We start from the raw sequence: 23990 nt of genomic DNA on the forward strand, positions 1-23990 counted from the left end.
CTGCTCACGGGCTCGCGAGGCAGCGGCGAAGGCCGCCGGTGCTAACATCCGCGGCCCTCGTGACGACCCCGAACGACCCCTCCCACGGCGCCTCCTCCCCGCTCGCGCAGCTCCGCGAGGCGGCCCGGCGCCGCGCCGAGGACCGCAGGCTCCGCGCGCGCGTGGGCGGCGGGACGAAGCGCGGCGCGGCGGGCACGGCGCTCCGTGCGGTGGGACGCGTCCTCGTCCTCGGCCTCGCGAACCTGCTCTGGCCGCGGCCGCGCGCCGCGCTGCCGCCGCTCTCCCACATCCGCAAGGTCCTCGTCATCCGCGTGGACGAGCGGGTGGGCAACCAGCTCCTCACGACGCCGCTCCTGCGCGCGCTCAAGCTCGGGCTGCCGCAGGCGCAGCTCCACCTCCTCGCGCCGAAGCAGGGCCACCTCGTCGGCTCCCCCCACGTCGACCGGGCGGTCCTGTGGCAGAAGCGGGACGCCTTCCGCGCCCCCGGCCGGTTCCTCGGTCTCGTCCGCGCGCTCCGGCGCGAGCGCTACGACCTCGTCGTCGAGGCCGGCCACTGGTCGGCCTTCTCGCTCACGGCGGCGCTGCTGGCGCGCATCGTGGGCGGGCGCCACGGCGCCATCGTGGGCCACGACCGCGGCGATTCGGCCCGCTTCCTCTCCCACCCCGTCCCGCACGATCCTGCGAACGCGGTGGAGGTTCCCGCGAAGCTCGAGCTCCTCTCCCCGCTCGGCCTGCGACCACACGGCCTTGCGCTCGACACCTCGCTCGGCGCCGACCCCCGCCCCGCCGAAGTGGTGCTCGGCGAGGCCGGCCTCTCCGGCCGCTCCTTCGCGCTCCTCAACCCCGGCGCACGCCTCGCCGATCGTCGCTGGCCTCCGGAGGCCTACGCCGCGGTGGCGCGCGGCCTCGCGGCGCGCGGGCTGGAGGTGCTCGTGGTGTGGGGCCCCGGCGAGGAGCCGCTCGCGCGCGCCATCGCGGACGGCTCGGGCGCCACGCTCGCGCCGCCGACCGACCTCGCGCTGCTCGCCGGGCTGATGCGCAGGGCGAGCCTCGTCGTCTCGAACAACTCGGGCCCCATGCACCTCGGCGTCGCCGTGGGGACCCCGACGGTCGGCGTCTTCTTCCGCGGCGACTCCGCGCGCTGGGGTCACCTCGTGCCGGGCTTCGCCGCCGCGGAGGTGCGCGCCGAGTCCGAGTCGGACGCGGTGCTCGCCGCCTGCGACCGGCTCCTCTCGCCGTCGCGGCCGTAGCCGGCGGCGCGGTCCCGCCCCTCGGGGCGCGCCGGCGTCCGGTAGACCGCCTCGATGAAGCCGACGAAGTACTTCACCGCCGAGAGCACCGAGAAGAAGAGCGAGATGTAGAGGAGCCAGGTTCCGACGCGGTTCCCGTCGAGATCGAAGGAGAAGAAGATCGCGTCGATCGGGTAGGTGTAGTGGAGCAGCAGGAAGGTGATGGCCGCGACCTGGAACGCCGTCTTGTGCTTCCCTTCCTGTCCCGCCGCGATGACGATCCCCTCGCTCATCGCGATGGTGCGCAGGCCGGTCACGATGAACTCGCGGGCCATGATGACGATCACCACCCAGGCCGTGACGCGGCCGAGGTGGACGAGCATCACGAGCGCCGCCATCACGATGAGCTTGTCGGCGAGCGGGTCGAGGAACTTCCCGATCACCGTGACCAGGTTCTTGCGGCGCGCGACGAAGCCGTCGAGGAAGTCGGTCGCACCGGTCACGGCGTACACGACGCAGGCGATGAAGCTGTCGACGCGGGACTCGTGGAAGGTGAACCAGAGGAACACCGGGATCATCGCGATGCGCGTGAGCGTGATCGCGTTGGGGGCGTTCAGGAACTCGCGCGCGAGGGTGCGGGACGAGTCGCTCACGGCGCGCTCCCGGCCTCCGCGACCGCGTCGGGATCGGCGATCGCGCGGCCCTCGCCCGTGAGCTCCACCGCGAGCGGCGTCCACTCCGCGTCCTCGGCGAGCGGCCCGAGCCGCGGGGTGAGCGCGCCGGTCCAGCCGACGAGCGCGGCGACGGGCAGCCGCAGCGGCGCGCCGGGGAGCACGTCGACGGCCACGGGCGCCCCGCGGGTCGCGAGGAGCAGCGCCCCCTCGCCGCGGATGTGCACGAGGTTCAGCTCGCCGGCGGAAGAGGGCACCCGCCCGTTCTCGAAGGCGATGGTCCCGTCGAGGCCGCACACCGCGTCCTCGCGGAAGTACGCGGCCTCGCCGCCGAGCTCGATCGCGGTGAGGCGGCGATCGCCGGCGCGGAGGAGGAGGACCCCCTCGCCGCTCGCGCGGTGCATGCGCTCCGCGCCCTCGCCGAAGGGCGTGTCCGTCGTGCGGCCGCGGAACCGCTTCACGTCGCCGGCCAAGGCCACGTCCCCGCGGAGGGCGAAGAGCCCGGCGAGGCGCACGCGCACCTCGCCACGCACCGAGACCGAGAGCACGCCGTCGCGCACGTCGAAGGCGCCGCGTCCGTCCGCTGCCACGACGCGCGCCGCCGCCCACGCCGAGAGCGTCGCCGGCGCGTCCGCGGGCGCGGGGGCGGCCGCTGGGGGGGCCGGCGGCTCGGGCTCGGCGACGGGCGCCGCGCGCTCCTCCGCCGTGAGCGGCGCCGGGACCGGCCTCGGGAGCGGCTCGAGCGAATGGACCCGCGCCGCGATCTCGGCCTCCTCGACGGCAGCCTCGTAGGCGGGGGCCTCGTCGATGGGGGCCTCGTCGATGGGGGCCTCGTCGATGGGGGCCTCGTCGATGGGGGCCTCGTCGATGGGGGCCTCGTCGATGGGGGGCTCGTCGGCGGCGGCTCCGTCGATGCGGGCCTCGTCGGCGGGGGCCTCGCCCGCGGCCGCCTCGCCTCCGGCCTCGAGCGGCTCGGAGGCGGTGGCGCCCGCGAGCAGCGCGTCGCAGCGCGCCACCATCTGCTCGCTGCCGGCCTTCGCGAACCAGCCGCGCGCCGCGGCGGGGTCGCCGCCCTCGAGCAGCGCGAGGCCGAGGTAGCCCATGGCCTTGCGGTGGTCGGGGTTGAGGTCGAGCGCGATCTCGAGCTGCCTGGCGGCCTCCGGGTATCGCTTCGCCTTGAGCCACGCGAGCCCGAGGTTCACGCGCGCGATCGGCTCGACCGGGCTCTCGTCCACGAGCCGCTGCCACACGTCACCCGCGTCCTCGAACCGGGCGAGCCGGTAGTACGCCTGGCCGAGCAGGCCGAGGACCTTCACGTCCTTGGGGCGCAGGGTGCGGGCGCGCTCCAGCGCCGCGCGTGCGCCGTCGGCGTCGCCGGCGCCGATGAGCTCGGTGCCGCGCGTCAGGTGGAACAGGAACTCCTCGTCGAGCCCCTCGACCTCGTGGGTGCCGCCGCGCCTGGCCAAAGCTTCACTTCCCGGCCTTGAAGGCCTCGTACAGGGCGACGACCTTGCGGACGTACTCGCGCGTCTCCGGGATGTTCGGGACGTCGCCACCCGCGCGGCGGACCGCCTCGGGCCCGGCGTTGTACGCGGCGAGGGTCCTCACGAGGTCGCCCTGGTACTGGTTCGCGAGGATGCGCAGGTAGCGCGCGCCGCCCTCGATGTTCTGCCCGGGATCCCACGCGTCGGACACGAACATGTCCTTCGCCGTCCCCGGCATGAGCTGCATGAGCCCCATCGCGCCCTTCTCCGACAGCGCGCGCTGGTCGAAGTTCGACTCCACCGACATCACGGCGAGGAGCAGCGCCTCGGGCAGCGCGTAGCGCTGGGCCGCCGCCGCGATGTGCTCGCGCCACTCGCGCTGGCGATCGCTCGACGCCCGCCGCGCGCGCGCCTGGGGACGCGAGCCCGACTGGTAGACGCCGCCGCCGCTCCGCGAGCGGTGCACGCGCTTGTAGCGGGGGTCATCGGGGGCGTTGGAGAAGTGGACCACGCCGTCGGCGTCGACGTACGAGTAGACGTCACCGGCCGACGCGAGCGCGGGCGCGGAGAGGAGCCCCACGAGGGCGAGGCCGACGAGGGAGCGCGGGCCGGACATTCAGGTGCGAAAAACCTACCAAGAGCACGTCCGGACGGACAACTTTATTCCCCCGACGGCGCAGGCACACATGCGCTACAGGAGAACGCCATGAACGCCCTCTCTGCGCGCGAGCACTTCGACTTCCTCGTCCTGGGCGGGGGCGTCGCGGGCCTCAGCTTCGCCCTCGAGGCCGCGGGTCACGGATCGGTGCTCGTCCTCACCAAGCGACAGCGCTCGGAGGGCTCCACGCAGTACGCCCAGGGCGGCGTCGCCTCGGTGCTGGGCCCCGACGACGACTTCGACCTCCACATCCAGGACACGCTGATCGCGGGCGCGGGGCTCTGCCGCCGCGAGGCGGTCGAGGTCACCGTCCGCGAGGGCCCCGAGCGGATCCACTGGCTGCTCTCGCTCGGGGTGGAGCTCGACCGGGAGGCCCCGGACCGCCTCCACCTGACGCGCGAGGGCGGGCACTCGCGCCGGCGCGTGGCCCACGCGAAGGACACGACCGGGCGCGAGATCGAGCGAGCGCTCCTCGCCGCCTGCGCGGCGCGCGGCATCCGCATCGAGGAGGACCACGTCGCGGTGGACCTCGTCACGAGCGGCAAGGCCGGGCTCGGCGGGCCGAACCGGGTGCTCGGCGCCTACGTGCTCCGCCGCGACACGGGCGACGTCACCACCGTCTCCGCGGGCGTGACCATCCTCGCCACCGGGGGCGCGGGCAAGGTGTACCTCTACACCTCCAACCCGGACGTCGCGACCGGCGACGGCGTGGCGATGGCCTATCGCGCGGGCGCGGCCATCGCGAACATGGAGTTCTTCCAGTTCCACCCCACCTGCCTCTTCCACCCGCAGGCGAAGAGCTTCCTCATCAGCGAGGCGCTGCGCGGCGAGGGCGGGATCCTGCGCAACGCCGCCGGCGAGGCGTTCATGTCGCGCTACAACGCGCGCAAGGAGCTCGCCCCGCGCGACATCGTGGCGCGCTCGATCGACGCCGAGATGAAGCGGCGCGGGGACGACTGCGCGTTCCTCGACATGACGCACCTGCCGAAGGGCTTCCTGCTCGAGCACTTCCCGCACATCTACGCGACCTGCAAGGAGTTCGGGATCGACATGGCCGTCCAGCCGATCCCGGTCGTGCCGGCGGCCCACTACCAGTGCGGCGGCGTCGTCACCGATCTCGTCGGCCGCACCTCGGTCCCGCGCCTGTACGCCATCGGCGAGGTCTCCTGCACCGGCCTGCACGGCGCGAACCGGCTCGCCTCGAACTCGCTGCTCGAGGGGCTCGTGTTCGGGCGCCGCGCGGCGCTGCGCGCGGTGGAGGACCTCTCCGAGGGCAGCGGCCCGCCGCCGCCGGTGCCGGACTGGAACCCCGGCGACGCGCTCGCGCCCGAGGAGGGCGTCGTCGTCGCGCACAACTGGGACGAGGTCCGGCGGGTGATGTGGAACTACGTCGGGATCGTCCGCACGCAGAAGCGGCTCGAGCGCGCCCGCGCGCGCATCGCCCTGCTGCGAAACGAGATCCGCGACTACTACTGGCAGTACCGGCTCACGCCGGACCTCGTCGAGCTGCGCAACCTGGCAGACGTCGGGATGCTGATCGTGGAGTGCGCCCGGCAGCGCAAGGAGTCGCGCGGCCTGCACTACCTCCTCGACTACCCGAAGAGCGACGATCGCTGGCTGCGCGACACGGTGCTCACGCGCGGCGACCTGGAGTAGAGCCCGGGGGCGCTGACGATCACTGCCGCTCTGGCGGCGCGGGCTGGATGAGCGGCGTCGGCAGCGGCGGCGAGGTGTAGTCGAGCTCGAGCATCCCGAGGGCGCTCGCGATCTCCAGCACGTAGCCCTCGTCGGCGAGCGGACCCTCGGCCGGCATCGGGAAGCGCACCTGGTACGCCACGTCGAAGGGGCCGACCCACGGGAAGAGCATGCGAAGCTCTTCGTCCAGGTCGACGGCGTGCGCCTCGGAGCTCACGAGCTCGCCCGCCTCGCTCTTCACCGCGAGGTGCCAGATGCTCCGCGGCGCGTCGAGATCGTTGTTCTTCGACGTCGCGGTGTAGAACACCACGAGGAACTCCTCGCCGGCGGCGGCCTCGGCGCGCTCCACCGCGAGCCGGCGCTCGAGCTCCTCGGCCGTCCAGCCCCTCCACTCCGACAGCCGCCGGGCGCGCGCCTCGCGCACCGGCAGCGAGAGGTGCGTGGCGGTGGCGGTCGCGCGGTGGTCCAGGCCGTCGTAGAGCAGATCGCGCCGGGTCGCCGCGTCGCGCTTCAGCGCCCACTCGCCCTCCTGCGGACCGGGCGTCGGCGTGCGCGCGCGGAGTCTGCAGCCGACGCCGGCCACGCCGACGAGGGCGAGCGCGAGCGCGGCGCGGGCGAGCGTGGTCCGCCTCATCCGAGGAAGTCCTGGCGAGTGAAGAGCGCCTGGAGCGGGACGCCCTGCGCCTCGATGGCCTCGCGTCCGCCCTCCATCCGGTCGACGAGCGCGAGGCACGCGACCGGCTCGAGCTTCTCGACGCGGCAGCGCTCGATGGCCTTGAGCGCGCTCCCGCCGGTGGTCACCACGTCCTCGATCACGACCACCCGGCTGCCGTCGGGGATGGTCTTGCGCCCCTCGATCCACTGGCCGGTGCCGTGCCCCTTCGGCTCCTTGCGGACGACATAGGAGTCGATCGTGCCGGGGGGATACTGCCCCCCCGGACCCCCCGCTCGCTCCGGGGCAGCCTCATCCGGCTGCCCCTGCGCTCGCCGAGCCTCGTACTCCAGGAAGCTCGTCAGCGCGATGGCGCTGGCGATGGGGTCGGCGCCGAGCGTGAGCCCGCCCACGCCGCGCACGAGCGGCGTGATGCGGCGCACCCGGTCGAAGAGCAGGCGCCCGACGAGCACGTGGCCCTCGGCGGTGAGCGTGGTCCGCTTGCAGTCCACGTAGAAGTCGCTCTCCTTGCCGGAGGCGAGGATGACCTTCCGCCGCTCGAAGGAGAGGGCGCGCAGCAGCTCGAGGAGCCGGGCGCGATCGGTGTCGAGGCTCATTCGTCGTCTCCCTCGAGGTGCGGCAGGAGCGCCGCGAGCCAGCGGGCCTGCGCGAGGATCTGGTGACGCCCCTCGGGCGGCAGCTCGGCCCAGGCGCCCGCGGCGAGCGCGAGGTCCTGGTTCAGCTCCCATAGCCGGCGCGCGACGTCCTCGGCGAGCTCGTCGGGCGTGACCTCCACCTCGACCTCGCCCGGGGGCTCCCGCTCCGCCTCGTCCGCCTCGAGCTCTCGCTCGAACGCGGCGTCCTCGTCGACCGGGGGCGTGCCGCCCTCGGGCTCCGCCGAAGGGGGCTCGCCAGGCGCGGAGGCGGGGGCGGAGGCGGGCGCGCCCGCCTCCAGGAACGCGAAGAACCGCTCGCGCAGCTCCGGCTCCACCGGCGCGCGCACGCGCGCCTCGTCCACGAGCTCGTCCGCCCAGGGCGCCACGCCGCTCTCGGCGAGCCGTGTGCGGAGGGCGAGCAGCGCCTCGCCGTCGAGCGGCTCGGTGAGGAGCGCCTGGGCGAGGGCGATCCCCCAGGCGTCGTCGTCCTCGAGCCGCTCGTGGATGCGCGCGAGCACGCGCTCGCGCATCAGCATCCGGAGCGCCGCGAGGCGCCGGAAGCCGGCGATGACCTGGTAGCGGCCTGGCGCCGTCGGGTGCGGCCGCAGCTCGACGGGCGAGAGCTGCCCGAGGCGGCCGATGGAGGCCGCCAGGTGCGAGACGTCGCCCTCCGGGCGCACCCGGTACGTCGCGTCGTCGTCGACGGCGGCGAGGGGTACGAACGCGACGGCGCCCGTCGCATGGGCGGGCGCCGTCGTGCGCGGCTCGTGCTCCACGGCGAGCCTCGCCGACTACTTGCGCTTCACGATCACCTTGCGCTTCACCGCGCCCATGGCGACCGGCGCAGGGGGCACGAGCGGCTTGGGCGCGGCGACCGCGACGGTCTTCTCCTCGCTCTTGCGCTCGATCGGAGCCGGGCGCGGGGCGGGGCGGAGCGACGGGCGGACGGGCAGCGGGGCCGGGCGAGCGACGGTGCGCGTCTCGCGCTCCGCCTCCACGTCCACCTCGCCCATGTCGATGCGGCCGCGGAAGCTCGCGCCGTCGACGATGATCACGCGCGGCGAGCTGATGTCGCCGACCATGCGGCCTTCGCGGGTGATCTCGACGGACTCGCTGGCGGTGACGTTGCCGACGATGGCGCCGGAGATGATGCAGTTCTTGACCTGGACCTCGGCCTTCACGACGCCGGTCGGCTCGACCACGAGGGTCTTCGTGAGGGTGAGCGTGCCCTCGACCCGGCCGCGGACCGTGAGGTCCTCGTCGCCGTTGAGAGAGCCGCTGATGAGGATCGACTCGCCGATGATGGTGCTGCCGTCAATGGTCGCCACGGTCACTTCCCCTTCGTTTCCTTGACGTCCATGTCGACGTTGCCCTTGAAGAGCGCCCCGTCGGCGATCAGGATGCGCGGGGCGCGGATGTCGCCCACGACCTTGCAATCGGCCTTCAGCTCGACCTTGTCGCTCGCGGCGATGTTGCCCGTCACCTGCCCGGACACCTCGACGTTCGCGGTCTCGATGTCCGCCTCGATGACGCCCGAGCCCTCGACGTAGAGGCTCTCGCGCAGGCTGATGCGGCCCTTGACGGTGCCCTGGATGACGAGGTCCTCGTCGCCCGAGATCTCGCCGTCGATCACGATCGAGCTTCCGATCACCGTGTGCGCGCCGCTGCGGGGCGCCGGGACCTTCTCGATGCCAGCCATTTTCAGACGTCCTCCGGGAGCTTCACTTCCGTCGCGCGGGAGCCGCGTGGAGTGAAAGACCGGGGCAGGATAGAGGGCCTCTCCAGGGGGCGTCAACCCGCCTGAACGCCTCTTCACTTCGCGTGGGACGAGAGCCAGGCGATCGCCTCGGCGATGGGCCGATCGCGCTCGATCTCGTTGAAGATCTCGTGTCGGAACCCGTCGTACACGCTGAGCCGCTTGTCGGCGGACCGGGCCGCGTCGACGAACGCGCGCGCCGCGGCCACGTCGGCGATCCGGTCGGCGCCCGCGGCGAGCACGAGCAGGGGCGCCTCGAACCTCGCCGCCCGGCGCAGCACCGTGAGCTGCGCCCGCGTCGACTCGCCGAACCAGCGGGGCGTGGTGGAGCGGGAGTAGAGCGGATCGCGGGCGGTCCAGCGCTGCAGCTCGGGATCCGAGGTGAGGTCCTGGACGTCGAGGCCCGCCGAGATCGGCAGCCAGGGGACGATCCGGCCGGCGAGCTTCGCGGCGAGGACCTTCGCCATCGGCGGACGGAGCGCGAGCCGGAAGTAGGGCGACGAGAGCACGAAGCCGTCCACGTCGCGCCCGTGCTCGAGCCCCCACGCCGCGGCGACGAGCGCCCCGTGGCTGTGCGCGAGGATCCAGAGCTTGCCGCTCGCGCCGTCGGCGCGGAGCTTCGCGATGAACGCGGAGAGGTCCGCGACGTAGTCGGAGAACGCGTCCACGTGCCAGCGCCGCCCGTCGGACTGCCCGTGGCCGCGGAGGTCGACGAGCGCGACCTGGAAGCCGGCGCGGACGAGCGCCGTGGTGACCGCCGGGTAGCGGCCGGAGTGATCCCCGGCGCCGTGGAGCACCACCACCGTGCCGCGGGGCGACGCCGGGGTGTAGCGCTGCCAGAACAGGCGGAGGTGGTCCGACGAGTTGAGGAACCCTTCCTCGTGGCGCGCCTCCGCCTCGGAGGGGAACGAGGGGACCGTCATCCCTGGCACTCGTAACGGCCGGGGTCCGCGCGGTCAAGGGGTCGCGCGGGATCGGGCCGTCGCGCCGAGCTCGCGCAGCTTGCGCTCGATCCCCGCTCTCCGCCTCGGGCCGTCGTCGGCGTCCTCACCGCCGTCTTCTCCCGCGCCCAGGGCGCGCCGGTACGCCTGCGCCGCGTCGGCGGTCCGCGCGAGGGCGCGGTAGGCGTCCCCGAGGTGCTCCAGGATCACGGCGTCGGGTCCGGCGAGCGCGTCGGCCTGCTCGAGGGCCTCCGCCGCGCGCGCGTACTCGCCGCGCCGGAAGAGCACCCACCCGAGCGAGTCGCGGACGTGACCGGAGCGGGGTCTCAGCTCGACCGCGCGCCGGACGAGCCGCTCCGCCTCGTCCAGCCGGGTGCCGCGCTCGGCGAGCGCGTAGCCCATGAAGTTCAGCGCCTCGGCGTGATCCGGGACGAGCGCGAGGAGCGCCTGCATCTGTGCGACGGCCGCGTCGAGCTGCCCGGCCCGGTGGTACGTGGCGCCCAGCGCGTAGAGCAGCGCCTGGTCGCGGGGATCCGAGGCCAGCGCGCTGCGCAGCGCCGACACCGCCTCCGCCGCCTTCCCCGCCCTCACGAGCGCGTCGGCGAGCGCGGCCGTGAGCTCGGCCACCTCCGCCTTCGCCCGGGTCTTCTCGCTCGCCGCCCCCCTCAGGAGAGCGACCGCCTCGGCGCGCCGGCCGGCGCGGGAGAGCGCCGCGGCGCGCGCGAGGACGAGCCGGACGTCCTTCGGGAAGTCGGCGAGGGGCGCCGCCAGCGCGCGCTCCGCCTCGGCGTGACGACCGGCGCGGGAGAGCGCGTCGGCGAGGGCCACCCGCGCCGGGATCCAGTAGACGTCCGCGCTCGGGGGGACGGCCTGCAGGGCCGTCGCGGCCTCCGGGTAGCGGCGCAGCTCGCGCAGCGCCAGCCCCTCCGCGAAGCGGAGCCGCGCGTCGGGGCCCACCTCCCCGAGCCCCTGGCGCGCCGCGGCGAGCGCGTCGGCGGGCCGGCCGGCCTCGAGCCACTCGAACGCGATGCGCAGGTGCGCCTCGGACCGGTCCCCCGCGGCGCGCGCGTGGCGGCGGAACCACTCCCGCGCCCGCTCGGCGTCGCCCGCCTGCGCGGCGAGGTGACCGAGGGCGACGAGCGAGGCGGCGTCGTCCGGCTCTCGCCGCAGGACCGCGAGGTGGTCGTCGCGCGCCTCGCCGTCACGCCCGAGCGCCTCGTGCGCCGCCGCGAGCAGGCGGAGCGCCTCCACCTCGGCCGGATCCAGCTCCGCGGCGCGCCGCAGGCCGTGCTCGGCGCGGCCCGGCTGACCGCGATCGAGCAGCGCGCGCCCCAGCTCCCGCAGCCCGGCGGCGGCCTCGGCCGGCGCGTGCGGGCCGAGATCCTCCAGCGTCCGCGCCGCGGCGGCCTCGTCCCCCAGGTCGAGGTAGAGGTCCGCGAGGAGCCTCCACGGCAGCGCGTCCGCGCGCTCGCCCCGCGCGGCGAGGTCCGCCTCGAGGCGAACGGCGCGGCGGAGCTCGAGCGTCGCCTCCTCGATGCGATCGCGCCCCGCCGCGAGCCGGGCGAGGAGCACGTGCGCCTCCGAGGCCGTCCGGCCGGCGCCGCCCGCGAGCTCCAGGGCCTTGCGCGCCTCGGCCTCCGCCGCGTCGAAGCGGTCCAGCTCGAGCAGCGCCTCGGCGAGCGAGACGCGCAGCTCGGGGCTCGTCCCGTCGTGCGCGACCGCCAGCCTGAGGGCGTCGACGGCGCCGCGCGGGTCACCCGCCCGCGCACGCCGATGCGCCTCGAGGTAGCCGGCGATGGCGCGCGCCGAGGCCCAGCGCTTCGAGCCGGCCCCGTCCGCGCTCCTGCCGGGCCGCGTGAGGGGCGCAGCGCGCGGGGCGCCCGCTGCGGCGAGCAGTGCGAGGACGAGGACGTGACGCGCGACGGTGCGCATGGAGAGCGGGCGGGCGCCCGCCGGGAGCGAACCCGAGCATAGCGGCGCCCCCTCGGCGCTTCAATCCGTGGACGGGCGCCGCGGCCCGCGCCTGCGACGCGAGGTGGGCGATCCTCCGCCACCGGCGCCGCCCCCGGACCCCGCGCCCAGGGCGCTCGCGACCGCCGCCTCGAGCACCCCGTCCGCGGGTGGCCGGGCGATCGCGACGGCGCAGCCCGCCTCCTGTAGCTGCGGGATCCAGTCCGGGTGCCCGAGCGCGACGATCGGGGTGCCGGCGAGGTCGCGATCCGCCCGCAGCGCCCGCAGCACCTCGCCCCCGTCCTCGGCCGTCGCGTGGATGACGAGGACGTCGGGGGCGAAGCGCACCACGGCGGCGCCCGCCGCGAACCCGGGCGACGCCTGCTCGACGGCGTACCCGGCCGCCGCGAGCTGGCGGACGGTCCCCTCGCGCGCGGGGCCTCCCTCGGCGATGACGAGCGCCTTGCGGCGGGCGTGCGCCGCGTCGTCGAGGTCCGCCGGCAGCGGCATGCCGTGCCGGATCATGAACGCCGCCAGATCCTCGCGCGCGATCCGCCGGTGTCCACCTGGCGTGCGGTGCGCCTTGATGCGGCGCGCCTTGATCCAGTTGACCACCGTGGGGAGCGAGACGCCGAGGAGGCGGGCGGCCTCGAACGTCGTGTAGTAGCGGTTCATGGCGCCTCGAACATGCTAAGGAGATCGGCATGGCGCCGTCCGCTTACCTCATGGGCGCGGTCCAGATGACCTCCTCCGCCGACCGGGCGCGGAACCTGGAGGTCGCCGTCCGGCTGCTCGAAGAAGCGGCGGACCTGGGCGCGCGGCTCGTGGCACTCCCGGAGAACTTCTCCTACATGGGCCCCGAAGAGGGGCGCATCGCCGGAGCGGAGCCGCTCGACGGCCCCACGCTGGGGGTGCTGCGCGAGCTGGCGAGGCGGCGCGGCATCTTCATCGTGGCCGGCTCGATCTCGGAGAAGGTGGATGATCCGCGGCGCACGGCGAACACCTCCGCGCTCATCGCGGACGACGGGCAGATCGTCGCCGCCTACCGCAAGATCCACCTGTTCGACGTGAACATCCCCGACGGCGCCCGCTACGCGGAGTCGGAGGGCGTCGTGCCGGGCGACAAGGTCGTCATCGCGCCGACGCCGCTCGGGCGGCTCGGCCTCACCATCTGCTACGACCTGCGGTTCCCGGAGCTGTACCGGAAGCTCGCGAGCCTCGGCGCCGAGGTGATCACCATCCCCGCCGCGTTCACGCTCTTCACCGGGAAGGATCACTGGGAGGTGCTCGTGCGCGCCCGCGCCATCGAGAACCTCGCCTACGTGATCGCGCCGGCGCAGGTCGGGCGACACTCGGCGAACCGGCAGACGTTCGGGAACGCCATGATCGTCGATCCGTGGGGCGTGGTGCTGGCGCGCTGCCCCGACGGCGAGGGCGTGTGCGTGGCGCCCTTCCGGCGCGACCGGCTCGAGCGCTCGCGCCTGGAGCTGCCGGCGCTGAAGCACAGGAAGCTGTAGCGGCTCAAAACACCAGCATCAGCCCGCCCTGCAGCGAGACGCCGTCGGTGGAGAGGTCCCAGCTCTTGCTGGAGCCGAAGTCGTCCACCACCGCGTGCGTCACGTCGAAGAACAGGTAGGTGTGGTTCACGCCGGTGTCGTTGTCGAGCTCGCGCGCGAGCGACGGGTCGAAGGCGTCGAGGAGCAGCGCCGCGCCGGCGGTGACGGACCAGCCGTTCGTCGCGCCCTTCTCGGACCAGTCGCCGTTGCCGTCGGTGACCCACCAGTTGTATCGCTCGAGCGCCGCGCGCCCGTAGAAGGAGAACGGCACGAAGCGGTAGCGCTCGGCGAGCCAGTCGAAGCGGAGGGTGACCGTCGCGCTCGTCGGCACGATGGACAGCCGGGTGTCGTCACCGGAGCGGACCGTGCCTCCGGAGCCGTCCGGGTTCGCCTGCAGCCCCTTCCCGCTCTTCGAGAAGTATCCGGTGCGCAGGCCGAGCTCGATCGCGCCGAGCTCGTTCGAGAGGAGCGCCTTCGAGGCGCCCACCCGGAACACCCAGCCGCTGCCGCCCAGGGTCTGCTCGTACGGCCCGGGGCTGGTCGCGAACTCGGAGTCGACGTCCGGCGTGTACTTGCCCGCGCCCAGCTCGAACGAGCCCCAGCGTGCGGAGGAGACCTGCGCGCCGGCGGGGAGCGCGGCCGCCGCGAGGGCGAGCGCGAGGAGGACCTTCGCGTTCACTGGCGCCTCCGCTGCAGCGCGAGGGCGAGCGCCGCCCCGAGGAGCCCGAGCGCTCCGGCGGGCCCGCTCGCGCAGCCGCCCTGCTCCCTCCCTCCGCTCTCGTCGTAGTGCTCGAAGAAGTCCGACACCGGCACCGGGGTGCCGGGGACCGGATCGGAGGGCGTGCCGTTGTCCGCCGCGGAGAAGGCGATGACGGTCACCTGGTACGTCACGCCCTCCAGGAGCCCGTCGATGCGCCCGCTCTCGCCCGTGAAGTTGCCCTGGTCGTGAAGCCGCGTATCGCGCGGATCCGTCGACTGCGCCTGGATCCGGTAGTAGACGGTGTCGGCCTGCCCGCCGGTCGCGGTCCCCTCGTCCCAGTCGACCCGCAGCCCTTCCTCGCCCGGCGTGACCACCACGTTGACCGGCTTCGCGGGGCCCCTCAGGTCGAGCTCGAGCTGCCCCGTCGCCGAGGCGGTGGCGGAGCTCTGGCCGGTCGGGAAGAAATGCACGCAGACGTAGATGGTGCGCGTCGCGTCGGCCGGGCAGCTCGCCGCGTCGGCCGCAGCCGTCGCTCGGACGAAGTCGGAGGTGAGGAGGTCGGCGTTCTGGGTGCCCGTGCTCGAGGTGGACCCGATGTCGCCGCCGATCTTGCCGGCGAACACCCCGTCCGCCGGGATGTTGCCCGTGTCGCAGAGCTTCACCCCGTCGGTCGTGTCGGCCTTCGGTGCCCGCGTGGAGGCGTAGACCTTGTACGTCCCGGCGCCGAGGCTCGTGCCGGTCGCCGTCCAGCGGACGTTGACGGTCTCGCCGTTGGCGGGGTCGCATTCGGTCTGGCCGATGTTCGCGTCGGGGACGAACGAGATCGTGCCCGTCCCGTTCGTCTGGGCGCCGGCGAGCGCGGGGACGAAGAGGGCCAGGAGGAGGAGGGCGCGGTGCATGGTGGGCGCCGATTCTGCAACCTGAGCGCCAGGGGGGCAAGGGAACGATCCCCGCGCGAGGCCGGCCCTTTTCCAGTGCCACGGCCCCTCCCGGCGCGGGTGTGCCGCCAATTTGGCAGCGCCGCGCGCCGCGCCTGACAAATTGGCAGCTCGCTAGAGGTGCTCCTCCGCGAGCCGCCGCGCGAGCTGCAGCGCGTTCGTGGCGGCGCCCTTGCGCGTGTTCTCCACCACGAGGAACAGGTCGAGGCCGCGATCCTGCGAGGGGTCCTCGCGCACGCGCCCGACCAGCACCGCGTCCTCGTTCGCGGCGAGCATCGGCATCGGGTAGATGCCCTCCCCCGGCGCGTCCACCACCTTCACGCCCGGCGCACCGCGGAGCAGCTCCCGCGCCTCGCTCGCGCCGAGCTTCTCGCGCGTGGTGACGTTCACGGCCGCGGCCTGACCGTAGAAGACGGGGACGCGCACGGCGGTGGCGGTGAGGCGCAGCCCGGGCACGCCGAGGACCCGCCGCGCGTCGCGGACGACGCCGGCCTCCTCGTCGGTCGCCCCGTGCTCCCCGAAGGTTCCCACCTGCGGGATGAGGTTGAACGCGAGCCGGTGCGGGAAGCGCGCGGCGGGATCGGGCTCCGTGAGGCCGAGCAGGTCGCGCGCCTCGCGCTCGAGCTCGGCGACGCCGGCCCGGCCCGCGCCGGAGGCGGGCTCGTAGGTGGACACCACCACCCGCTCGACGCCGGCCGCCCGGAAGGGCGCGAGCGCGAGCGCGACGGCGGTCGCGGTGGGGCCCGGCGTGGCGACGATCCCGCGCGCCCGGAACCGGGCGAGCGCCTCGGGGTTCAGCTCGGCGAGGGCGAGAGGGACGTCGGGGTCCGCGCGGAACGCGGGAGAGACGTCGACGACCGCGCAGCCCTCCGCCCACGCGCGCGGCGCCCATTCCCGCGCGACCTCTGCGGGCACGCAGAAGAGGGCGACGTCGCAGCCGCGGAAGGCGTCCTGGGAGAGGGCGGCGACGCGCAGGTCGTCGCCCTGGAACTCGACGGTCTCGCCCGCGGAGCGCGGCGACGCGTACGGGCGGAGCGCCTTCACGGACAGGTCGAGCTGGTCGAGCGCGTCGAGCGCGGCGCGCCCGACCTCGCCCGTGGCGCCGACGAGGGCGAGGGTCATGGGGAGCTTGGACACGGGGTTCTCCTGAAGGTTTGTCGGGAGCGTCACGCGAAAATTACCGCTCGTGGTGAGCCTGTCGAACCACGAGCGGTGGCGATGGGTCGAGGGGTCGCGTTCGTGGTCACCTCAACAGATCCCTGAGCGCCGCCTCGAGCGCGGGGAAGCGGAAGCGGTACCCGAGCTCGAGGGCCTTGCGGGGCACCACCCGCTGGCTCGCGAGCACCTCCGCGGCGGCCTCGCCGACGGCGAGCCGCACGGCCAGCTCCGGCACCGGGAGCAGGCTCGGGCGGCCGAGCACCTTCCCGATCGCGCGCGCCAGGTCCCGGTTGCGCACCGGCTCCGGCGCGCTCGCCGCGAGCGGCCCGTCCACCCGCGCGTCCTCGAGCGCGAAGCGCACGAGCCCCACCTCGTCGGCGAGGTGGATCCAGGGCATCCAGAAGTCGCCCCTGCCCAGCGGCCCGCCCGCGAAGAGCCGGAACGGCCGGACCAGCCTCGGCAGCGCGCCGCCCGCCGGCGAGAGGACGATCCCGGTGCGCAGCAGCACCACCCGGGCCCGGGCGGCGGCGGGCGCGGCGGCCTCCTCCCACGCCCGGCACACCTCGGCGAGGAAGCCCTCTCCCGGCGCCGAGCGCTCGTCGAGGAGCTCGTCGCCGCGCGACCCGTAGTAGCCCACGGCGCTGCCCGAGACGACCACGCGCGGCCCGCCGGCGCGGACGACTGCGGCGATGCGCGCCGTCGCGCGGACGCGGCTCTCACGGATGCGGCGCTTCTTCGCCGCCGTCCAGCGCCCCTCGACGATCGGCTCGCCCGCGAGGTTCACGCACGCGTCGCACGCCGCGAGGGTCTCCTCCCACGCGCCCGGCTCGGTCGGGTCGCCCTTCACCACGCGCGCCCCGCCCGGCAGCCTCCGGGCTGCCCCCGCGCTCCGAGAGATCGCGGTCACCTCGTGACCCGCGCCGAGCAGCTCGCCGCAGACCGCGCGGCCGATGAGCCCGGTCGCGCCGGTGACGAAGACGTGCATGGCCGTCCTCCTCTACGACAGGATCTGTGCCGCCACGTTCGCGCCGGGCACGTGCGACATGAAGTGCACGAGCGCGAGCAGCCCGCCGGCCAGCGCGGCGTAGCCGAGCCCCCACGCCGCGACCTCGAGCGGCCGGAGCGGCTCCGCGCGCGCGGCCTGCTCCATCCGCTGGAGGTCGCGCGCGAAGAGCACCTCGGACGGCGAGCCGAGCGGCGGTCCGGCCACCGCGCGGAGGTAGCGGAAGTGGGCGGGGCCGAAGCGCGCGCGCTCGGGGAGGAGCCGCAGCGCCCGGCCGCCCGCGCGCGACTGCGCCTCGGCGACGAGCTCCAGCGCCCCGAGGAGCGCGATGATCCACACGAGCTCGTAGCCGAGCACCGTCCCCACGCCCACCGCCGCGCCCAGGCCGAGGATGGTGAGCGCGACGCCCAGGCTCGACGAGAAGGAGAAGGCGAAGGCCTGCATGACGCGGCCGCCGTCGAGCGGCGCGATGGGCAGCAGGTTGAAGAGGTTGATGACCGCCCACCACGCGGCGACGGCGGCGAACAGCGGATCGCGGGTCCAGAACCAGAGACCAACCGGCACGAGCGCGAAGATCGATCCCCACAGCGGCCCGTTCAGCGCCACGTAGGCCTGCTGGCGGCGCGAGGTGAACGCGTCGTCCGTGACCGCGATCGCCCCGAGGAACGGGACGAAATACATGCCGCGCACGTTCATCCCGGTCTTCCGCATGGCGTGGACGTGACCGTACTCGTGGACGAAGAGCTGGACGAGGAGCGCGATCGCGAACTTCCAGGAGAAGAGGATGCCGTACGTCGCCGCCGACGCGGCGGCCCAGCCGAAGTTCGCGGTCTTCGCCGCCTTCGCGACGGTGCCCGCGAGCTTGCCCGCCAGTCCCAGGAGCCCCATGCGCGGGCGCGGCGGCGCGCTCCGCGCACCCGGCTCGGCGGGGTCGACGGTCGCCTCGATCACCGGCGGCGCCAGCAGCGCGGGCGGCAGCACGTGCCACGCCGGCGCGCGCTGCACCACCACGGCGAGGAGGAGGGCGGTGTCCTTCAGGTCCATCACCTCGACGTCCGTCCCGTCGAGCCCGCGCACCGCCTCGCACGCCTGCGCCCCGGCGAAGTCCGCGAACGCGAAGGAGCGGCCACGCCCGTCGGCCACGATGGCGTACCGCTGCCACGAGCCGTCCGCGCGCGGGCTCCTCCCGAAGCCGAGCCGGAGCTCTTCCCAGCGCGCCTCGACGGGGACCGCCCCGCCCTTCACGGCGAGCCCGCCGGCGCTCGCCACGACGCGCACTCCCGAGAGCTGCCGGACCCCCACCGCCAGCGCGGCCGCGACCGCGCCGAACAGGAGCGAGAGCAGGAACGGCGCGCCCACGACGGCCCCGAGGAGCGCGCCGCCGCCAGCGCCGGCGACCAGCGTGGGGAGGACGTTGCGAAGCGCGGGGCGAAAGACGGCGGCTTCCATCGGGAGCGGGACCCTCGACGTGCGACGGGGGTGAACGTGGGAAGATAGCCGAGTTGGGGCGGGCCCGCCCGCCGCCCTGGACGGATCCCTCGTCGGCGGCGTCAGGTCTTGCTCGCGCCCGGCCCGAAACCCTTCGGAAACTTCAGCTCCGCCTCGCTCGGGCGGACGTAGTGGGGCTCGAGGGCGAAGAGGGCCTGCGCGTCGAAGGCGGCGCCCTGCAGCCTCGGCGCGGCCAGGGCCGCCACCGCGGCCGCGCGCGGCGCGGCGATGGACGTGGCGAGGCGGCCGAGCTTCCCCTCCAGCCGGGCGGCGTACGCGGCGTACCCCTCGCCGAAGGCGACCGCGCCTGGAAGCGCCGCCAGCCGATCGAGGAGCGCCTCCGGCGCGAGCGCCGCCTCCGGCAGCACGGCCTCGAGCGCGCCGCGCGCAGCGCGGTAGAAGCCCGCGTACACCTCGCCCTTCTTGGCGTCGAGGAGCGGCACGAGCAGCTCGCCCTCGCGCGCGTCCGGCGCCGCGGCGAGCGCCATGGCCGCGAGGCTCGACGCCCCGGCGATGGGCCTGCGGCTCGCGTAGGCGAGCCCCTTCCACGTGGCGAGGCCGATGCGGAGCCCCGTGAACGAGCCCGGCCCGATCCCGATCGCGTACGCGTCCACGTCCGCGAGCCGGACCCCTTCGGCCTCGAGGAGCTCGACCAGCGCGCCCGGGAGCCGGCCGCCGTGCCCGCCGGTGGCGCCCGGCGCCGGCCGCGCCGGCGCGTGCTCCGTGCGCTCCGCCCGGACGCGCGCCGCGCCGCCGGGACCGAGCTCGACGAGCGCACACGACAGCGAGAGCGTGGCGGTGTCGAGGGCGGCGACGAGCATGCCGCGCGTTCTAACCCATGAGCCGCACGATGTCGTTCTTGAACACGAAGATCATGAGCGTGAACAGCAGGATGATGCCCACGATGTTCGCGATCTCCCGCGCGCGGAGCGACAGCGGCCGCCGCGTGATGCCCTCCACCAGCGCCTGCGCGATGTGCCCGCCGTCGAGGACGGGGATGGGCAGGAGGTTCATGAGGCCCAGGTTCACGCTGATGAGCGCCATCTTGAAGAGGAACGACGCCCAGCCCTCCTCGGCCGCCTCGGAGGCGATGGAGAACAGCATGATCGGCCCGCCCACCGTCTTGAAGCTGATCTGGCCCGTGACGATGCGCTGGATGCCGAGCATGGTGAGCCGCACCACCTCCGAGAGCTGACGCCAGGCGAGCTCGGCCATCTCCACCGCACCGCGCTGCAGCGGCACCTCGGCGACGACGAGCGCGCGCGGGTCCACGACGGCGCGGCGATCCGGGTGGAACCCCAGCAGGAGCCGCTCGGCGCGCTCCTTGGTGAGCTCGTCGACGTAGCTCTCCTTGGCCGGCACCAGCGTCGTCTTCCGCCCGTCGGCGAGCTCGAGCTGGACGGGCTTGCCGGCCTGGAACTCGCGCCCGAGCGCGTTCACGTCGCGCGTGAACGAGCGGACCCGCTTCCCGTTGATGGCGGCGATCGCGTCGCCGCGACGGAGCCCGGCCTTGTCGGCGGGGCTCCCCGGCACCACCGCGGCCACGAAGGTGGACAGCGAGGGGTCGGCGGAGAGGAAGGCGGGACCGCCGTCGACGCACGTCGGCACCTGCTCGAGCTTCATCGGGTCGAACGTCGCGAGCGTCGCGCCGGGGAGCGACACCGGCTTCTCGCGGACCACCTCGAGGGCCACGGGCTGGCAGGACGCCCCGCGCACGGCGTGCTCCAGGTCGCCGAGGTGGCGGACCTTCTCGCCGTTCACCGACACCACGAGGTCGAACGGCTCCAGCGCTCCGGCGGCGCCGGGTCGCGCGGGCGCGACCACGGCGGGCGCGTAGAACGGGGTGACCCCGATGACGCCGCGGCGGATGGTCTCGAGGGGATTCGACTCCACCTCGGCGGCCGGGACGATGGTCAGCGGCTCGAGCGTCGCGCCGTCCCGCTCGACGCGGAAGGAGAGCGGCTCGCCGGGGTGTGGCGAGACGAGGTCGCGCAGGTCGCCGAAGTAGCGGACCGGGGCGGCGGCCGCGCCCGGCGCCTGGACCGCCACGATGCGATCCCCGGCGCGGAGCCCCGCCTCCGCGGCCGGGGAGCCGGGCGCGACCGTGCCGACCACGGGCCCTGCGGTGGGCTCGCCGTTCTGGCCGATCATGAGGGCGAAGTAGATGATCCCGGGGAACACCAGGTTCGCGGCGGGGCCGGCGAAGGCGATGACGAGCCGCTTCCAGGGCGGCTGCTCGAGGAAGCCGCGACCGCGGTCCTCCGGAGCGAGCTCCTCGCTCGGATCGTCGCCTGCCATCTTCACGTACCCGCCGAGCGGCAGCAGGGAGATGCGGTACTCGGTCTCGCCGCGCCGGAACCCGAAGAGCCGGGGACCGAACCCGATCGAGAAACGCACCACCTTCACGCCGAGCGCCTTGGCCACGACGAAGTGGCCGAGCTCGTGCACGAAGATGAGGCCGCCGAGCAGGAGGGCGATCGAGCCTACCTTGAGGAGGAGATCCGGCATGTCGTTCCCATCGTAACCGGGCGACCGTGCGAATTCGCGCGGAGGCCTCCGGAAACTTTCATCGGTCGGGTGGAGCCTGCGTGGCGCCGCTTGGGGCCGAGGGCCCTACGCCCCCGTACGGGCGACCCGGCGCTCTGCCTCTCTGCGTCCCCACTCGCTCGCGGCGAGCGCCTGCTCGACGCTCCGCACGGGCTCGACCACGTGCGCCTCGAGCACCGCGGCGCAGACGTCGGCGATGTCCAGGAACCGGCAGCGCCGGGCGAGGAACGCGGCCACCGCCGCCTCGTCCGCCCCGGAGAGGACGGCCGGCGCGGTGCCCCCGAGCTCCAGCGCGCGGTAGGCGAGCATGTACGCCGGGAAGCGGGCGGGGTCGGGCTGCTCGAAGGTGAGCTTGCCCAGCCGGGCGAGATCGAGCGGCGGCAGCTCCAGCGGCAGGCGCTCGGGGTGCCCCATGGCGTAGCTGATGGGGCCGCGCATGTCGGAGACGCCGAGCTGCGCCACCATCGAGCCGTCGATGTACTCCACCATCGAGTGCACGATCGACTCGGGGTGAACGACGATGTCGATGCGGCTCGGCTCGACGCCGAAGAGCCAGCGCGCCTCGATCACCTCGAGCCCCTTGTTCATCAGGGTCGCGGAGTCGATGGTGATCTTGTCGCCCATCGACCAGTTCGGGTGCTTGAGGGCGCGCTCGGGGCCGACCCCCGCGAGCTCCTCGGCGGGCACGAGGCGCAGCGGTCCGCCCGAGGCGGTGAGGATGAGGCGCCGCACCTCGCGCCGGTTGTGACCGACGAGCGACTGGTGGATGGCGCTGTGCTCGGAGTCCACCGGGAGGATGGGCACGCGCCGCGCGGCGGCGCGCGCCGTGAGGAGCTCGCCCGCGAGCACGAGCGACTCCTTGTTGGCGAGGCCCACCGGCTTGCCGGCCTCGATGGCCGCCGCCGTGGAGCGCAGCCCCGCGCCGCCGGAGATCGCCGCGAGCACGAAGTCGACGTCGGCGTGCGAGGCCACCGCGACCGCCCCACCCTCCCCGGCGAGGACCTCCGTGCCAGGCGGGGCGATCTCGCGGACGGCGCGCGCGGTGGCCTCGTCGGCCGCGGACACCACGCGCGGCCGGAAGCGCAGGACCTGCTCGGCGAGCCGGGCCCCGTTGCGACCGGCGGCGAGCCCGACCACCTGGAACCGATCGGGGAAGCGGCCAGCCACGTCGAGCGCCTGGACGCCGATGGAGCCGGTGCAGCCGAGGATGGCGACGCGCTTCACGGAGCGAATCTCTATCACGGGGCGGCGGCGTGCGCCGCCGGACGACCTACCGGAGGTACGCCGCGCAGACGTACACCCAGGGCGCGACGAAGAGCAGCGCGTCGATCCGGTCGAGCAGGCCGCCGTGGCCGGGGATGATCTTCCCCGAGTCCTTCACGCCCGCCGCGCGCTTCACCATCGACTCGGCCAGATCCCCGAGCGGCCCGAGGAGCGCGCCCCCGAGCCCGATCGCCACGGCGAGCCCGACGGAGAGCTCGTCCTCGAGGAGCAGCGCGCGCGTCACGAGCGCGCCCAGGACGCTGCCCACCGCGCCGCCGGCGAAGCCCTCCCAGGTCTTCTTCGGCGAGATGCGCTCGAGCAGCTTGTGCCGGCCGAGCGCGTGGCCGGTGAAGTAGGCGAAGGTGTCGTTCCCCCACGTCACCACGAAGGCGAGGATCACCCAGCCCACGTCGAAGCGCAGCCGCAGCCCGACGAGCGAGGCGAGGAGCACGCCGCAGTACAGCCACGACAGCGCGACGACCGCCATCGCGCGCGGCACCTCCTCGAGCGGCGAGCGCCGGAAGAGGGAGAACACGAAGAGCACGATGGTCGCGCCGGCGAGCGCGAGCCCGGACCACCCCGGCAGCAGGTTCCCGCTCGGCTCCCACGCGGCGACGAAAGGGATGGCGGCGGCGACGGCGATCCCGAAGACCTCGGCCGCCCCGACCGCGCCGAACATCACCACGAGCTCGAAGGCGGCCACCGCCGCCGCGCCGCCCGCGAGCACCGCGAAGGGCAGCCCGCCGACGTAGGTGATCCACACGGCCAGCGGGAACAGCACGGCGGCCGAGGTGACGCGGAGCACGAGGTTGTGGCGGTTCTTGGGATCGAGCGCGCCCATTCGCTAGGTGCGGCCCGAGCGCTGCGCGCCGGTCATCCCGAAGCGGCGCTCGCGGCCCTGGAAGTCCCGGATGGCGAGGAGGAGCTCCCGCTCGCGGAAGTCCGGCCAGAGGACCTCGGAGAAGTGGAGCTCGGCGTAGGCGCACTGCCAGAGGAGGAAGTTCGAGATCCGCCGCTCGCCGCTCGTGCGCACGAGCAGATCCAGCTCGGGCAGCCCGGCGGTCCACAGCGCCGCCTCCAGATCCTCGGCCTCGAACGCCGGGCCCTTCTCGGCCGCCGCGCGGCGCGCGGCCTGCACGATGTCCTGACGCCCGCCGTAGGAGAGCGCGAGCGTGAGCGTCATCGCCGTGTTGCCCGTGGTCTCCGCGCGCACCGAGGCGAGCTTCTCGCGCACCACGTCGGGCAGCCGCTCGAGGTCGCCGATCGCGTTCAGCCGGATGCCGTTGCGCATCATCTCGGCGCGCTCGGACTCGAGGAACTCGGCGAGCAGCGACATGAGCGCGCCCACCTCCTCGTCCGGCCTCGCCCAGTTCTCGGAGCTGAAGGCGTAGAGGGTGAGCGCCTGGACGCCGATGCGCCGCGCCGTGCGCGTCACCGCGCGCACCGCCTCCGAGCCCTCGCGGTGCCCGAGCACGCGCGGGAGTCCCCGCGCCTCGGCCCACCGGCCGTTCCCGTCCATGATGATCGCCACGTGGCGCGGCACCGGCCTCGCCTTCACGCGCGACTCGAGCTCCTGGACGGAGGACGTCTCCTCGGACACGCGCGGGCTCATAGCACGGGTCGCCGGGCGGCCGCGAGCCCGAAC

At 74.5% G+C, this 23990-nt stretch carries 24 protein-coding genes; 3 read left to right on the forward strand and 21 right to left on the reverse strand.

Annotation, left to right across the window (positions count from 1 at the left end):
• Window positions 1-59: 59 nt before the first annotated feature.
• Window positions 60-1250: a glycosyltransferase family 9 protein gene (locus ANAE109_RS18905; RefSeq protein WP_234945184.1), complete on the forward strand. Its 1191-nt coding sequence runs from the start codon at window positions 60-62 to the stop codon at window positions 1248-1250.
• Here ANAE109_RS18905 and pgsA read toward each other — a convergent pair.
• From pgsA to ANAE109_RS18920, 3 genes are read right to left on the reverse strand one after another with little or no spacing between them, the layout of a single operon-like run.
• Window positions 1148-1882, reverse strand: coding sequence for a CDP-diacylglycerol--glycerol-3-phosphate 3-phosphatidyltransferase (gene pgsA / locus ANAE109_RS18910; protein WP_012098490.1), 735 nt, complete (start codon window positions 1880-1882; stop codon window positions 1148-1150). The two genes, ANAE109_RS18905 and pgsA, sit on opposite strands and share 103 nt — an antisense overlap.
• Window positions 1879-3366, reverse strand: a complete 1488-nt coding sequence (locus ANAE109_RS18915; RefSeq protein WP_012098491.1) for a tetratricopeptide repeat protein — start codon at window positions 3364-3366, stop codon at window positions 1879-1881. The genes pgsA and ANAE109_RS18915 overlap by 4 nt, the downstream gene beginning before the upstream one ends.
• Before the next feature lie 4 nt (window positions 3367-3370).
• The gene (locus tag ANAE109_RS18920; RefSeq protein ID WP_012098492.1) at window positions 3371-4000 is read right to left on the reverse strand and encodes a lytic transglycosylase domain-containing protein; all 630 of its coding nucleotides are present in this window, start codon (window positions 3998-4000) and stop codon (window positions 3371-3373) included.
• A gap of 90 nt (window positions 4001-4090) precedes the next feature.
• Here ANAE109_RS18920 and nadB point away from each other — a divergent pair, with 90 nt between their 5' ends.
• Window positions 4091-5698 (forward strand): L-aspartate oxidase, encoded by a 1608-nt coding sequence (gene nadB, locus ANAE109_RS18925; RefSeq protein ID WP_012098493.1) that lies wholly within the window; start codon window positions 4091-4093, stop codon window positions 5696-5698.
• A 19-nt stretch (window positions 5699-5717) separates the two neighbouring features.
• On the opposite strand, the gene ANAE109_RS18930 is transcribed toward nadB, so the two are convergent.
• The 8 genes from ANAE109_RS18930 to ANAE109_RS18965 form a co-directional block, all read right to left on the reverse strand.
• Entirely contained in the window at window positions 5718-6371 is a 654-nt protein-coding gene (locus ANAE109_RS18930) for a hypothetical protein (RefSeq protein WP_012098494.1), read from the reverse strand.
• The gene (locus tag ANAE109_RS18935) at window positions 6368-7006 is read right to left on the reverse strand and encodes an orotate phosphoribosyltransferase (RefSeq protein ID WP_012098495.1); all 639 of its coding nucleotides are present in this window, start codon (window positions 7004-7006) and stop codon (window positions 6368-6370) included. Before ANAE109_RS18935 ends, ANAE109_RS18930 begins: the two co-directional genes overlap by 4 nt.
• Complete coding sequence (locus ANAE109_RS18940) at window positions 7003-7821, reverse strand: ParB N-terminal domain-containing protein (protein ID WP_012098496.1); 819 nt, start codon at window positions 7819-7821, stop codon at window positions 7003-7005. The genes ANAE109_RS18935 and ANAE109_RS18940 overlap by 4 nt, the downstream gene beginning before the upstream one ends.
• A 15-nt stretch (window positions 7822-7836) precedes the next feature.
• Window positions 7837-8373: a polymer-forming cytoskeletal protein gene (locus tag ANAE109_RS18945; protein ID WP_012098497.1), complete on the reverse strand. Its 537-nt coding sequence runs from the start codon at window positions 8371-8373 to the stop codon at window positions 7837-7839.
• A gap of 2 nt (window positions 8374-8375) precedes the next feature.
• Window positions 8376-8744 (reverse strand): polymer-forming cytoskeletal protein, encoded by a 369-nt coding sequence (locus tag ANAE109_RS18950; protein ID WP_012098498.1) that lies wholly within the window; start codon window positions 8742-8744, stop codon window positions 8376-8378.
• 113 nt (window positions 8745-8857) lie between these two features.
• On the reverse strand, window positions 8858-9724 hold the full coding sequence (locus ANAE109_RS18955; protein ID WP_012098499.1) for an alpha/beta hydrolase: 867 nt from the start codon (window positions 9722-9724) through the stop codon (window positions 8858-8860).
• A 33-nt stretch (window positions 9725-9757) separates the two neighbouring features.
• A complete protein-coding gene (locus tag ANAE109_RS18960; protein WP_012098500.1) occupies window positions 9758-11674 on the reverse strand; it encodes a tetratricopeptide repeat protein in 1917 nt (638 codons plus the stop codon).
• A 60-nt stretch (window positions 11675-11734) separates the two neighbouring features.
• On the reverse strand, window positions 11735-12367 hold the full coding sequence (locus tag ANAE109_RS18965) for an excisionase family DNA-binding protein (RefSeq protein WP_012098501.1): 633 nt from the start codon (window positions 12365-12367) through the stop codon (window positions 11735-11737).
• 29 nt (window positions 12368-12396) lie between these two features.
• Between ANAE109_RS18965 and ANAE109_RS18970 the strand changes: the two genes are divergently transcribed.
• The gene (locus tag ANAE109_RS18970; RefSeq protein ID WP_012098502.1) at window positions 12397-13209 is read left to right on the forward strand and encodes a carbon-nitrogen hydrolase family protein; all 813 of its coding nucleotides are present in this window, start codon (window positions 12397-12399) and stop codon (window positions 13207-13209) included.
• 4 nt (window positions 13210-13213) lie between these two features.
• Here the strand turns inward: ANAE109_RS18970 and ANAE109_RS18975 are convergent, their stop codons facing one another.
• The 10 genes from ANAE109_RS18975 to uppS all read right to left on the reverse strand — a co-directional run bounded on the left by ANAE109_RS18975 (window position 13214) and on the right by uppS (window position 23957).
• Window positions 13214-13927 carry an MXAN_2562 family outer membrane beta-barrel protein gene (locus tag ANAE109_RS18975; RefSeq protein ID WP_012098503.1) on the reverse strand — a complete coding sequence of 238 codons (714 nt, stop codon included), beginning with the start codon at window positions 13925-13927 and terminating at the stop codon, window positions 13214-13216.
• Entirely contained in the window at window positions 13924-14847 is a 924-nt protein-coding gene (locus ANAE109_RS23700; protein WP_012098504.1) for a fibronectin type III domain-containing protein, read from the reverse strand. Before ANAE109_RS23700 ends, ANAE109_RS18975 begins: the two co-directional genes overlap by 4 nt.
• Before the next feature lie 153 nt (window positions 14848-15000).
• On the reverse strand, window positions 15001-16023 hold the full coding sequence (locus ANAE109_RS18985) for an aspartate-semialdehyde dehydrogenase (protein WP_012098505.1): 1023 nt from the start codon (window positions 16021-16023) through the stop codon (window positions 15001-15003).
• A gap of 106 nt (window positions 16024-16129) precedes the next feature.
• Window positions 16130-17029, reverse strand: a complete 900-nt coding sequence (locus ANAE109_RS18990) for a TIGR01777 family oxidoreductase (RefSeq protein ID WP_012098506.1) — start codon at window positions 17027-17029, stop codon at window positions 16130-16132.
• Window positions 17030-17041: 12 nt separating this feature from the next.
• The gene (locus tag ANAE109_RS18995; protein WP_012098507.1) at window positions 17042-18496 is read right to left on the reverse strand and encodes a site-2 protease family protein; all 1455 of its coding nucleotides are present in this window, start codon (window positions 18494-18496) and stop codon (window positions 17042-17044) included.
• 101 nt (window positions 18497-18597) lie between these two features.
• Window positions 18598-19356 (reverse strand): tRNA (adenosine(37)-N6)-threonylcarbamoyltransferase complex dimerization subunit type 1 TsaB, encoded by a 759-nt coding sequence (tsaB, locus tag ANAE109_RS19000; RefSeq protein WP_012098508.1) that lies wholly within the window; start codon window positions 19354-19356, stop codon window positions 18598-18600.
• Window positions 19357-19366: 10 nt separating this feature from the next.
• Window positions 19367-21043: an RIP metalloprotease RseP gene (gene rseP / locus ANAE109_RS19005; RefSeq protein ID WP_012098509.1), complete on the reverse strand. Its 1677-nt coding sequence runs from the start codon at window positions 21041-21043 to the stop codon at window positions 19367-19369.
• A 105-nt stretch (window positions 21044-21148) separates the two neighbouring features.
• Window positions 21149-22306: a 1-deoxy-D-xylulose-5-phosphate reductoisomerase gene (gene dxr, locus ANAE109_RS19010; protein ID WP_041448509.1), complete on the reverse strand. Its 1158-nt coding sequence runs from the start codon at window positions 22304-22306 to the stop codon at window positions 21149-21151.
• A gap of 46 nt (window positions 22307-22352) precedes the next feature.
• Window positions 22353-23186 (reverse strand): phosphatidate cytidylyltransferase, encoded by an 834-nt coding sequence (locus tag ANAE109_RS19015; RefSeq protein ID WP_012098511.1) that lies wholly within the window; start codon window positions 23184-23186, stop codon window positions 22353-22355.
• Window positions 23187-23189: 3 nt separating this feature from the next.
• Window positions 23190-23957, reverse strand: a complete 768-nt coding sequence (uppS, locus tag ANAE109_RS19020; RefSeq protein ID WP_012098512.1) for a polyprenyl diphosphate synthase — start codon at window positions 23955-23957, stop codon at window positions 23190-23192.
• Between the last annotated feature and the right edge of the window lie 33 nt (window positions 23958-23990).

This window comes from Anaeromyxobacter sp. Fw109-5 (genome assembly GCF_000017505.1).
Classification (GTDB): domain Bacteria; phylum Myxococcota; class Myxococcia; order Myxococcales; family Anaeromyxobacteraceae; genus Anaeromyxobacter.